Genomic DNA, 11,682 nt, shown 5'->3' with positions numbered 1-11,682 from the left:
CGGCGTAGGCACAGGCAGCGAGCGGCGCAGGCGACGAGCGAAGAGAGAGGCGGAGTTCCTTGACCGTCGCACCGATCGACACCGTGCTGATCGCCCTCGCCGTGGTGTGGGGGGCGGTCGCGGGAGCGGTGCTGCCACGGGCGGCGTACCGGTTCTCGGTGGAACTTCCGGAACTGGAGGAACTGGAGGGGGCGGATGCGGGGGAGGCGGCCGGAGTCGTCGACCCCGGCCGGCGCCGTACCTGCCCCGAGGGGCACCCCTTGCGCGGCTGGCTAGGCCCCGCCCGCTGTCCCGGCTGCCCCGGCACGTCGCCGCCGTACGGCTCCGGCGCCCTTCGCTTCTCCCTCGTCACCGCGCTCCTCTGTGCCGGGCTGGCGCTCGCCACCGGCATCCGGCCCGAGCTGGCCGTCTGGCTGCTGCTGGCGCCCGTCGGAGTGCTGCTCGCGGCCGTCGATCTGCGGGTGAAGCGGCTGCCCGATCCGCTCACGCTGCCCCTCGCGGCCGTAGCCCTCGCCCTGCTGGGGGTGGCCGCGCTGCTGCCCGAGCACGCCGGTGACTGGACGACGGCCCTGCTGGGCGCCCTCGCGCTCAGCGCCGGCTACCTCGTGCTGCACCTCGTCAACCCGGGCGGCATGGGCTTCGGCGACGTGAAACTCGCCCTCGGCGCGGGCGCGGTCCTCGGCTGGTACGGCTGGGCGACGGTCATGCTGGGCACCTTCGCCGGGTTCCTGTTCGGCGCGCTGTACGGCGGCGCGCTCCTGCTCACGCGCAGGGCCGGACGCAAGACGGCGATCCCGTTCGGGCCGTTCCTGATCGCCGGTGTGTACGCCGGTGTGCTGATGGGCGCGTACGCGGCCTGAGGTGAGCCGTTCGGAGGCGCTGGCGTAGGCTGGCCGGGTCCGTCCACAACCCTTGACGAAAGGGACGCTCCGGTGACCGAGAAGGCCGACCTTCAGTCCGTCCTCGACCGTGCCGCCGAGGGTGGGCGGATCACTCCCGAGGAGGCGCTCGACCTCTACCGCGACGCGCCCCTGCACGCGCTGGGCTCCGCGGCCGACGCCGTACGCCGCCGTCAGTACGCCGGCATCGAGCACATCGCGACGTACATCATCGAGCGGAACATCAACTACACGAACGTGTGCGTCACGGCGTGCAAGTTCTGCGCCTTCTACGCGGCGCCGAAGGACACGGCCAAGGGCTGGACGCGCGACCTGGACGACATCCTGCGCCGGTGCGCGGAGACCGTCGAACTCGGCGGCACCCAGATCATGTTCCAGGGCGGACACCACCCGGACTACGGCGTCGAGTACTACGAGAAGCACTTCTCCGCCATCAAGAAGGAGTACCCGCAGCTCGTCATCCACAGCCTGGGGGCGAGCGAGGTCGAGCACATGGCGCGGATCTCGAAGGTGTCCGTCGAGGAGGCGATCCGGCGCATCCACGCCGCGGGTCTCGACTCCTTCGCCGGGGCCGGCGCCGAGCTGCTCCCCGCCCGCCCGCGCAAGGCGATCGCTCCGCTGAAGGAGTCCGGCGAGCGCTGGCTGGAGATCATGGAGACCGCGCACGACCTCGGTGTGGAGTCCACGTCGACCATGCTGATGGGTACCGGCGAGACCAACGCCGAGCGCATCGAGCACCTGCGCATGATCCGTGACGTACAGGACCGGACGGGCGGCTTCCGCGCCTTCATCCCGTACACCTACCAGCCCGAGAACAACCACCTGAAGGGCCGCACCCAGGCGACCCTCTTCGAGTACCTGCGGATGATCGCGATCGCCCGCCTCTTCCTCGACAACGTCCGGCACATCCAGGGCTCCTGGCTGACCACGGGCAAGGAGGTCGGCCAGTTGTCGCTGCACTACGGCGCGGACGACCTCGGCTCGATCATGCTGGAGGAGAACGTGGTCTCCTCGGCCGGTGCCAAGCACCGCTCCAACCGCCTGGAGATCATCGACCTGATCCGCAAGGCGGGTCGCGTCCCGGCGCAGCGCGCGACGACGTACGAGCACCTCGTCGTGCACGACGACCCGGCGAACGACCCGGTCGACGAGCGGGTCGTCTCGCACATCTCGTCCACCGCGATCGAGGGCGGCACGGCACACCCCGAACTGAAGCTGCTGGCCTCCAACTGACCTCGCCGTGCTGACGATCCACGCGGCCGACGAGGTCCGTCACGTCTGGGACGACGACCCGGAGCCGATCAAGGGCGGTGCTGTCGCCGTCCAGGGCATCCGGGTCGCGGGTGTGGGGCCTCTCGCGGAGCTGGAGCAGCGGTTTCCCGGCGCGCGGGTCCGGCGCTGGCCCGGTGTGCTCGGTCCCGCGCACATCCACGAGGGCCCCCTGCCGGACGCCCCGAGCCCACGCGAGCGTGTCCACGCGGTGCTGAAGCTCGGCGCGGTGGCCGTCCTCGCCGAACACGCCGGCTCGTCCGAACTCCGGGCCGCCGCCGAGCGCAACGACGTCGTCGTGCTGGCGCGGGCCCGGCCGACCGCGATCACCGAGACCGGCCGCGCCGACCTCGCCGTCTTCGACGAGAGCGGCGCGTGCATCGCGACGGTGTGCGCGGGACGGCTGGTGCACAGGCGGCGCTAGCCGACCGGGTGTCACGTCAGCCGGAGAAGGCTTCCGCGAACGCGCCCGAACTCTGCTCCACCCCACTGCAGTTGGTCAGCGCGTCGTCCGCGTCGGTGCCCTCCTCGCACTGCTGGTCCCGGAACGTCGACCACATCGACACCCAGGCGATGCCCTTGTCCTCGGCGAACGCCCGCACCTCCGCCGCGTCCGCGAGCGTGAACGTCTCGTTGTCGACGTCGTTGACGCCGATCATCGAGGTGAGCGCCATGCCCTTCCAGGCGTCGGCGTCCGCCGTGCCGAAGATCCCCTTCAACTGGGTGTGCGCGGCGGTGGCCGAGGTGATCGCGTACCCGCCCATGTCTCCGGCGTACGACTCGCCGTAGTTCATCGTCATCAGGTTGACGGCGGACACCTGGACGTCGTACTTGTTCGCCGACGTGAGCAGCGCGAGGCTGTCGGAGTCCAGCCCCGACGGCATCACCGGAAGGGTGAACGAGACCTCCAGGTCCGGGCGTTCCTCCTGGAGCGCGGCTATCGCCTGGGAGCGCAGGGCGACCGAGTCGGCGTCGGTCAGCTCCTCGCCCTCGATGTCGAAGTCGGCCTGCGTGGAACCGGCCGCGTCGAGCGCCGCGCCGTAGGCCCGCGTCAGCTCGGCCACGCTGTCGCAGGTGGCCGCCAGTTCCTTCCCGGACGCCCCGCCGAAGGAGACCCGCACCGAGGCGCCCGTCTCCGTGAGCGCGGAGACGCGCGAGGCCACGGTCGTGTCGTCCACCGCGTACTGGCCGTTCCACTCCGGGGTGCAGCCGCTTCCGTCCGATATGACGAAGGCCAGGTTGTACGCCGCCGGGGAGCCCGCCGCGTCATTGGCGGAGGTCTCCGCCGCGTTGACGTAGGGGGCGTACGTCGTACTGGACGCGGCGTTCTGCGGCGCGGCGCTGGTGCTCTCTCGCGGTGCGGTGGGTGTCGCGGGTGCCGCGTCCGACGTGCTGTCGGACCCCGCGGAGCATCCCGCCGTGGCCAGGGCAAACAGGCAGGTGAGCCCGGCCGCCGGCCTCAGGAAACTCCTCATTGCGCATGCACCCGCTCTCGTGATTTCTGTCTCAGGACGGAAACAAAGACCGTTCCCGAACTGGAAATGTCTCACATGCGAACGGCCCGCGCCGGAACAGTAAACACACAGACATTCCATGGACGGATATGGTCAAAGCGGGGCGATCTGGGGTCCAAAAGCGGCAATCGGCCCAGTACCTCCAAGGGTCGGCCGCGCAGGCTCATGCCCTTTCTCTCAGGCAAGAGACAGTTTCGCCCGTTCCTCATGGCTCTCTCACAAGAAGACCAGAGTTTAGGGCACATAAAGGCTCCCTAATATCCGGGGAATGCATTCCGAGCCTGCCATCGAAAGCCGTGCCGCCGCTCGCGGTCGCCGTCGCAAACGCGGCAACGACTCCGCCGCCGAGGGGCCCGTGTTCGTTGACAACTCCGGACGCCGGTCCAAGCTGCTGCGCCGGATCGGCGTCCTCATGGGCGTCGGCTGCCTCGGCTACGCCGTCGTCCTGGGCGCCGCCTTCATGGGCTGGGGCACCTCGCTGACCCCGTCCTCACTGCTGCCGTTCGGCGGCAACGCCCAGGGAGGCCAGGGCCCCGGCGGTGTGCGCCCGGACGGCGGCCTCGGCAACCCGGTCGGCCTGCCGGGCGGCACCCCGCCCACCGGCACCGTCTCCCCCTCCTCGTCCCCGTCCGTCTCCGCCTCCGCGGCGTCCAACTGACCGGAACGCAGCCACCCACATGACGACGACTCCCTCCCGCGGCCGGCGCCGCGCCCCCTCCCGTATCGAACGGGCGGCGGGCAGGGCCGCGGCCCTCCAGAAACCCCGTGTCATCCTCGCGGCGCTGATCCTGCTGGCGCTCACCAGCGTGATGCTGCTCGACGGCTATCTGCGCGCCGAGGTCGGCGGGGACCAGCGCGTTCGCACCGGGGCCAGCGCGAGCAAGGTGCCCGACGACATCCTCGACGGCGGCCCGATCCTCACCTTCCGGGGCGGCCAGGCCACCACCGTCTCGGTGCCGGACAAGACGATCGCGCTCACCTTCGACGACGGCCCCAACCCCACCTGGACGCCAGAGGTCCTGGAGATCCTCGAGAAGTACGACGTCCCCGCGACGTTCTTCCTGGTCGGGTCGATGGTCTCGCGCTACCCGGACATCGTGGAGGACCTGGTCGAGCAGGGGAACGAGGTGGGCATCCACACCTTCACCCACGTCGACCTCTCCTATCAGAGCGACGCCCGCGTCGACCGCGAGATGGAGCAGACCCAACTGGCGCTCGCGGGCGCGGCCGGCATCACCACCACGCTGTTCCGTGCGCCGTACTCCTCGGAGACGGACGCCATCGACAACTACAGCTGGCCCGTCTACCAGCGGCTCGGCGAGGACGGTTACACGAGCGTCTTCGTGGACACCGACAGCGACGACTGGAAGCGGCCGGGCGTCTCCAACATCATCAAGTGGGCCACGCCGGAGGACGGCAAGGGCGCCTCGGTCCTCTTCCACGACGCGGGCGGCGAGCGCTCACAGACGATCGCCGCGCTGCCGACGTACATCAAGAAGATGAAGGCGGCCGGCTACACCTTCACCACCATCAGCGGCGTGATGCAGGAGGAGAACGCGGCGGCCCGCGAGACCTCCGGGCAGCAGGCAGGCGGCACCGTGCCCGGCGGCCAGGCCGACGGGGCGACCGGCGGGGCAGGTGCGGCTGCCGGGACCGTCGACCGGCTCCAGGCCGCCCACCGGGAGGCCACCGGCGTGACCCTGTACGAGGGCAAGGCGCTCGTCGCGGCGGTCACCGTCGCCGAGTGGACGGTGCCGACGCTCTCCGTCGGGCTGGCCGTCGTGGGCGTGGCCGTCATGGGCCGCTTCGGGATGATGCTGATCCTCGCCCGCCGCCACTACAGAAAGCGCAACAAACGCCGCTTCAGCTGGGGACCGGACGTCACCCGGCCGGTCAGCGTGATCGTCCCGGCGTACAACGAGAAGGAGTGCATCGCCAACACCCTCGAGTCACTGGCGCGGAGCACCCACCCGATCGAGATCATCATCGTCGACGACGGCTCGACGGACCGCACGTCCGAGATCTCCCGCGAGGCCGCCGAGGCCCTCGGCATGACGAACGTCCGCGTCATCCGCCAGGAGAACGCCGGCAAGCCCGCCGCCCTCAACAACGGCGTCCGGAACGCCAGTTGCGACATCGTCGTGATGATGGACGGCGACACCGTCTTCGAGCCCGACACCGTACGGCAGCTCGTCCAGCCGTTCGCCGACCCGAAGGTCGGCGCGGTCGCCGGCAACGCCAAGGTCGGCAACCGCGACACGATCATCGGCGCATGGCAGCACATCGAGTACGTGATGGGCTTCAACCTCGACCGCCGCATGTACGACCTGCTGCGCTGCATGCCGACCATCCCCGGCGCGATCGGCGCCTTCCGCAGGGACGCCGTCCTCGAGGTCGGCGGCATGAGCGAGGACACCCTCGCCGAGGACACCGACATCACCATCGCCATGCACCGCGCGGGCTGGAACGTCGTCTACCAGGAACACGCCCGCGCCTGGACGGAGGCCCCCGGCTCCCTCAAGCAGCTGTGGTCCCAGCGCTACCGCTGGTCCTACGGCACCATGCAGGCACTCTGGAAGCACCGCAAGTCCCTCACGGACAAGGGGCCTTCGGGACGCTTCGGCCGCGTCGGCATGCCGCTGGTCGTCCTCTTCCAGATCGTCACGCCGGTCTTCGCGCCGCTGATCGACGTGTTCACCGCCTACTCGATGATCTTCATCGACTTCAAGGCGGCCCTGCTGGCCTGGCTCGCGGTCCTGTCCGTCCAGCTCGTCTGCGCCGCGTACGCCTTCCGGCTCGACCGCGAAAAGTACCGCTACCTGCTGATGATGCCGCTCCAGCAACTCGCCTACCGCCAGATGATGTACCTCGTCCTCATCCACTCCTGCATCACCGCCCTCACCGGCGGCCGCCTGCGCTGGCAGAAGCTGAAGAGGACCGGCGAGGTCGGGACCCCGGCCGGGGTGAGCTGAGTGGGGGCGCACAGCAGGGGCACGGTCCGGCGGGCCGCGGTGACGGTCGCCCCGGTCGCCGCCGCCTCCGGCACCGCCACCGCCGCCGCCTCCGGCACCGCCCCGTTGCCGGAGGCTCCCGGCCGCGACCGCTACTTCGACAGCCTCCGGGCCCTCGCCCTCGTCCGTGTCGTCGCCTACCACACGTTCGGGTGGGCCTGGGCGGGCCTGGTCTTCCCCTCCATGGGCGTCATGTTCGGCCTGGCCGGCACCCTGATGGCGAAGTCCCTGGAACGCCCGGCGCTCAAGGTGGTGCGCGGCCGTCTCCGCCGGCTCCTGCCGCCCTTCTGGTTCTGGGGTGCCTTCGTGGTCGTGGCCATGCTGGTCCACGACTGGATGCCGGGCTGGCAGATCGTCTACTGGATCGTGCCGCTGGGCGATCCGCCGGGCAACGCCTGGGGCGAGCAGGCCTGGGAGATCCTCTGGTACCTGCGCACCTACCTGTGGTTCGTGCTGCTCTCGCCGCTCCTGCTCCGGCTGTTCCGCCTCGCCCCGATCCCCGTCCTCATCGCGTCCCTCGCCCCGATCCTGGTCCTGAACTTCGCCTGGGCGGGCCCGGACAACCGCGTCGGCACGGCCCTGTGGGACCTGTCGGCGTACCTGTTCTGCTGGATGCTCGGCTTCGCCCACCGCGACGGCGTGCTCCAGCGCATGAAGCCGGCCCTGGTGGCCGTCCTCTCCCTCGCCGCCATGGCGTACGGCGGCTGGTACGCCTTCTCGCAGCGGGCCGGGTACGGCACCTACGACCTGGACGAGAACCCGCTCGCCCAGGCCTTCTGGTCGGCCGGCTTCGTGATGCTGCTGATGTGGGCCAAGGCGTACTTCCGGATCGACCTCGCCGGGCTCACCCGGCTGCGGCGCACGAACCGGCTGGTCACCGTCTTCAACGCGCGCGCGGTGACGATCTACCTCTGGCACGAGATCGCCCTGGTGCTGGCGGTCCCGCTGATCGACCGATTCTGGGACGTGCCCGCCTTCGAGGCGTATCTGCCGCTGGAGAGCCAGTGGTTCCTGTTCGCCGTGGGCTGGCTGCTGATCGTGGTGTTCGTGCTGCTGTGCGGCTGGGTAGAGGACGTGGCGGCCCGCAAGAAGCCGAGGCTGCTGCCATGACGGGCGACCCCCTGCTGCCACAATGGGCGGGTGACCCGTGCTTCCCTGAACAAGCAGCCCCACGAAGTCGCCTCGATGTTCGACCGCGTGGCGGAACGGTACGACCTCACCAACGACGTCCTCTCCCTCGGCCAGGACCGCAGGTGGCGCAAGGAGGTCGCGCGCGCGGTCGACGCCCGTCCCGCGCAGAAGGTCCTCGACCTGGCCGCCGGTACGGCCACCTCCTCGCTGCCCTTCGCCCGGACCGGCGCCTACGTCGTCCCCTGCGACTTCTCCCTCGGCATGCTCCAGGTGGGCAAGCAGAAGCACCCCTGGCTGCCGCTCACCGCGGGCGACGCGACGAAGCTGCCGTTCAAGGACGACACCTTCGACGCCGTCACGATCTCCTTCGGGCTGCGCAACGTGCAGGACTTCGACACGGCCCTGCGCGAGATGCACCGGGTGACGCGGCCCGGCGGGCGGGTCGTGATCTGCGAGTTCTCGCACCCGACCTGGGCGCCGTTCCGTCAGGTGTACACCGAGTACCTGATGCGCGCCCTCCCCCCGGTCGCCCGCGCGGTCTCCTCGAACCCCGACGCGTACGTCTACCTCGCCGAGTCCATCCGTGCCTGGCCCGACCAGCCCGCCCTCGCCGAGCACCTGCGCAAGGCCGGCTGGTCGAAGGTCGCCTGGCGGAACCTGACCGGCGGCGTGGTCACCCTGCACCGGGGCTTCAAGGAGAACTGAGCGACCGGCCCGCCCCCGGCGGCTACCTGTCGATCGCCTCGAAGGGACCTTCCGGCGGCGGGTCGAGTTCGCGCTGCAGCCCACCGCCGCCCGGCGACGGAAGCCGAGGCTCGCGGACGCCCGCGCCTCCGCCGCCCTCTCCCTCGGTGAAGTCGAACCACACGGTGACGACGGCCCCGCGCGGCACCTCGACTCCGGGCGGCGGGTACTGCCGTACGACGTAGTCGACGACGGTGCGGTGGAAGTCGGGCCGGTCGGGCGCGGCCAGCAGCACTCCCTGTGTGATGGCGGCTTCGCGCGCGTCCATGGCCATCAGTCCGACGAGCTTCGGTACGCGCACCTCGGGTGTTTTGGGCCGTATGAGCACAGATGTCACCCCCAGCGGTACTGGAAGGGTAACCGCCCGAGGGGGGCGTCCGGAAGCGCCGGGTGTCTTTCCGTGACAATCGGCTACTCACCGTCACTGAACCGGAGTTGGGGCTTCTACAGGTCCAGCCGGTAGCAGTGCCCCTGCCGCCCCGACTCCGGGGTGGTGAACACCTGGGCGAGCCGCATGCCGAGCCGCTGGGTGACGGCGATGGACCGGGTGTTGCCCGCGACGACCATGGCCACCACGCTCGGCACCCCCGCCTCCCGCACCCGCTCCAGGGTCATCCGCGCCGCCGCCGTCACGTACCCCTGGCCCCAGTACTCCCGGCCGAGCCGCCAGCCGATCTCGATCTCGCCGGTCGGGCCCCACTCCCGGTCCCACGGCTGGGCGCCGGTGAAGCCGATGACCCGCCCCGACTCGTCGAGCATCGTCCACAGGCAGAACCCGCGCTCGGCGTCGTGCCGGCGCTGGCGGGCGGTGAGCTCCTCGTAGACGGACAGCCCCGCGGAACGACCGCCGTGGAACTCCATGACATCGGGGTGGTCGAAGACCCGTTGCCACGCCACCGCGTCCTCGTCCGTGGGGACGCGCAGCCGCACTACGGGCAGAACTCGGTTCACGGGGGCAGCCCTTCAGCAGGTTGATCAATTCTCCTGAATAGACTGCCCGTGTCCAGTGCCGGTCGGCACGCGATTCCGAACTTGGGGAGAACCCGCCGTGACCGAGCCCCTCTCCGAAAACACCGCCGATGTGATCGTGGTCGGCGCGGGGCCGGCCGGCTCCACGACCGCCTACCACCTCGCCAAGGCCGGGCTCGACGTACTCCTGCTGGAGAAGACCGAGTTCCCGCGCGAGAAGGTCTGCGGCGACGGCCTCACCCCGCGCGCCGTCAAGCAGCTCGTCGCCATGGGGATCGACATCTCCGAGGAGGCCGGCTGGCTGCGCAACAAGGGCCTGCGCATCATCGGCGGCGGCGTCCGCCTCCAGCTGGACTGGCCGGATCTCGCCTCCTTCCCGGACTACGGCCTCGTCCGCAAGCGCGACGACTTCGACGAGCAGCTCGCCCGCCAGGCCCAGAAGGCGGGAGCCCGGCTCTACGAGCGCTGCAACGTCGGTGCGCCCGTCGTCGACGACCGCACCGGCCGGATCACCGGCGTGCACGCGAAGCTCGGGGAGGAGAAGCGCGAGGTCACCTTCCGGGCCCCGCTCGTCGTCGCCGCCGACGGCAACTCCACCCGCCTGTCCCTGGCGATGGGCCTGCACCGCCGCGAGGACCGCCCGATGGGCGTCGCCGTGCGCACCTACTTCACCAGCCCCCGCCACGAGGACGACTACCTCGAGTCCTGGCTCGAACTCTGGGACCGGCGAGGACCGGGCGAGGACCGCCTCCTGCCGGGCTACGGCTGGATCTTCGGCATGGGCGACGGCACCTCCAACGTCGGCCTGGGCGTCCTCAACACCTCCGACTCCTTCAAGGAACTGGACTGGCGCGAGGTCCTGAAGGCCTGGTGCGCCTCCATGCCGGAGGACTGGGGCTACACCCCGGACAACATGACCGGCCCCATCCGCGGAGCCGCGCTGCCGATGGCCTTCAACCGCCAGCCGCACTACACGCGCGGTCTGCTGCTCGTCGGCGACGCCGGCGGCCTGGTGAACCCCTTCAACGGTGAGGGCATCGCCTACGCCATGGAGTCCGGCCAGCTCGCCGCCGACGTCATCGTCCAGGCCCACGCCCGCTCGACCCCCTCGGGCCGCGAACTGGCCCTCCAGCGCTACCCGCGCGTCCTCAAGGACACCTACGGCGGCTACTACACGCTGGGCCGCGCCTTCGTGAAGCTCATCGGCAACCCGAAGGTCATGAAGATCGCGACCCAGCGCGGCCTGACGCACCCGCTGCTGATGAAGTTCACGCTCAAGATGCTCGCCAACCTCACCGACCCCACGGGCGGCGACGCGATGGACCGCATCATCAACGGCCTGAGCAAGGTCGCTCCCAAGGCCTGACCCGACAGGCGGACACGGTCACGGTCCCGCGACCGTGGCGGCGTGATCAGGCGGTGAGCGTCCGCTGCCTGGCGGCCCGGCGGGCGAACACCTCGTCCCGCCGGTCCGCCACCTGCCGCAGCGCGTCCCGGCGTTCCCGCCGGGAGAGCCGGTCCAGATACACGTGCCCGTTCACATGGTCGGTCTCGTGGGCGAGGCAGCGCGCGAAGTACCCCGTGCCCTCGATGAGGAGCGGCTCCCCGTCCTTGTCGAGCCCGCGCACGGCGGCCCGGTCCGGACGCGGTACGTCCATGACGGCGCCGGGGACGGACAGGCAGCCCTCGCTCTCGTCGAGCAGCCGCCGGTGGGCCGGGTCGAGCGGTTCCAGGACCGGGTTGACGATGTGTCCGACATGTCGGACACCGTCGTCGTCCGGGCAGTCGTAGACGAACAGTCGCAGGCCGACCCCGACTTGGTTCGCCGCGAGGCCGGCTCCCTCGGCGACGTACATCGTGAGGAACATGTCGTCGATGAGCGCGGCGAGATCGGGCCCGAACTCGGTCACGTCCCGGCACGGCTTGTGCAGGACTCCCTCACCGGTCTCGGTGATCCGCCGCACCGAGCCGCGCCCGGCCTCGGGCGCGAGCGGGGGATAGGAGGCGACGGGGCGTCCTTGGACGAAAACACTGGGCATGGGTGTCTCTCCTTCAACTCGCGGACGGCCGGTGGGGTTCCACCGGTCCGACCCGAGGATGACAGGAGAGCCCGAAGGGCCGCTGCCCCCGAGCGGCTGCGGCCCT

General features: G+C 70.5%; 12 protein-coding genes. 8 read left to right on the top strand and 4 right to left on the bottom strand.

What is annotated here, in order from left to right:
• Positions 1–59: 59 nt before the first annotated feature.
• From ACFWJX_RS14400 to ACFWJX_RS14390, 3 genes are all read left to right on the top strand, one after another.
• The gene (locus tag ACFWJX_RS14400; protein ID WP_383241672.1) at positions 60–860 is read left to right on the top strand and encodes a prepilin peptidase; all 801 of its coding nucleotides are present in this window, start codon (positions 60–62) and stop codon (positions 858–860) included.
• A 72-nt stretch (positions 861–932) separates the two neighbouring features.
• A complete protein-coding gene (gene mqnC, locus ACFWJX_RS14395) occupies positions 933–2,132 on the top strand; it encodes a cyclic dehypoxanthinyl futalosine synthase (protein WP_383241669.1) in 1,200 nt (399 codons plus the stop codon).
• A 7-nt stretch (positions 2,133–2,139) separates the two neighbouring features.
• The gene (locus tag ACFWJX_RS14390; protein ID WP_383241666.1) at positions 2,140–2,592 is read left to right on the top strand and encodes a hypothetical protein; all 453 of its coding nucleotides are present in this window, start codon (positions 2,140–2,142) and stop codon (positions 2,590–2,592) included.
• A gap of 16 nt (positions 2,593–2,608) precedes the next feature.
• On the opposite strand, the gene ACFWJX_RS14385 is transcribed toward ACFWJX_RS14390, so the two are convergent.
• Positions 2,609–3,643, bottom strand: a complete 1,035-nt coding sequence (locus ACFWJX_RS14385) for a hydrolase (protein ID WP_383241663.1) — start codon at positions 3,641–3,643, stop codon at positions 2,609–2,611.
• A 394-nt stretch (positions 3,644–4,037) separates the two neighbouring features.
• Here ACFWJX_RS14385 and ACFWJX_RS14380 point away from each other — a divergent pair, with 394 nt between their 5' ends.
• From ACFWJX_RS14380 to ACFWJX_RS14365, 4 genes are read left to right on the top strand one after another with little or no spacing between them, the layout of a single operon-like run.
• On the top strand, positions 4,038–4,340 hold the full coding sequence (locus ACFWJX_RS14380) for a hypothetical protein (protein ID WP_383241660.1): 303 nt from the start codon (positions 4,038–4,040) through the stop codon (positions 4,338–4,340).
• Between the two features lie 19 nt (positions 4,341–4,359).
• Positions 4,360–6,654 (top strand): bifunctional polysaccharide deacetylase/glycosyltransferase family 2 protein, encoded by a 2,295-nt coding sequence (locus ACFWJX_RS14375; RefSeq protein ID WP_383241657.1) that lies wholly within the window; start codon positions 4,360–4,362, stop codon positions 6,652–6,654.
• The gene (locus tag ACFWJX_RS14370) at positions 6,655–7,803 is read left to right on the top strand and encodes an acyltransferase (RefSeq protein WP_383241654.1); all 1,149 of its coding nucleotides are present in this window, start codon (positions 6,655–6,657) and stop codon (positions 7,801–7,803) included.
• 30 nt (positions 7,804–7,833) lie between these two features.
• A complete protein-coding gene (locus ACFWJX_RS14365; protein WP_073493917.1) occupies positions 7,834–8,529 on the top strand; it encodes a demethylmenaquinone methyltransferase in 696 nt (231 codons plus the stop codon).
• Between the two features lie 22 nt (positions 8,530–8,551).
• Here the strand turns inward: ACFWJX_RS14365 and ACFWJX_RS14360 are convergent, their stop codons facing one another.
• Both ACFWJX_RS14360 and ACFWJX_RS14355 read right to left on the bottom strand, forming a co-directional pair.
• Positions 8,552–8,869, bottom strand: a complete 318-nt coding sequence (locus ACFWJX_RS14360; protein ID WP_383241651.1) for a PASTA domain-containing protein — start codon at positions 8,867–8,869, stop codon at positions 8,552–8,554.
• 143 nt (positions 8,870–9,012) lie between these two features.
• Positions 9,013–9,519 (bottom strand): GNAT family N-acetyltransferase, encoded by a 507-nt coding sequence (locus tag ACFWJX_RS14355; protein WP_383241648.1) that lies wholly within the window; start codon positions 9,517–9,519, stop codon positions 9,013–9,015.
• A 97-nt stretch (positions 9,520–9,616) separates the two neighbouring features.
• Here ACFWJX_RS14355 and ACFWJX_RS14350 point away from each other — a divergent pair, with 97 nt between their 5' ends.
• Entirely contained in the window at positions 9,617–10,903 is a 1,287-nt protein-coding gene (locus ACFWJX_RS14350) for a geranylgeranyl reductase family protein (RefSeq protein WP_383241645.1), read from the top strand.
• Positions 10,904–10,949: 46 nt separating this feature from the next.
• On the opposite strand, the gene def is transcribed toward ACFWJX_RS14350, so the two are convergent.
• Positions 10,950–11,576, bottom strand: coding sequence for a peptide deformylase (def, locus tag ACFWJX_RS14345; protein ID WP_383241642.1), 627 nt, complete (start codon positions 11,574–11,576; stop codon positions 10,950–10,952).
• Positions 11,577–11,682 lie beyond the last annotated feature (106 nt).

Origin of the sequence: Streptomyces sp. NPDC058335 (assembly GCF_042723915.1) — a bacterium.
In the GTDB taxonomy this organism is placed as follows: Bacteria; Actinomycetota; Actinomycetes; order Streptomycetales; family Streptomycetaceae; genus Streptomyces.
This window is presented reverse-complemented; position numbering and strand designations above follow the sequence as displayed.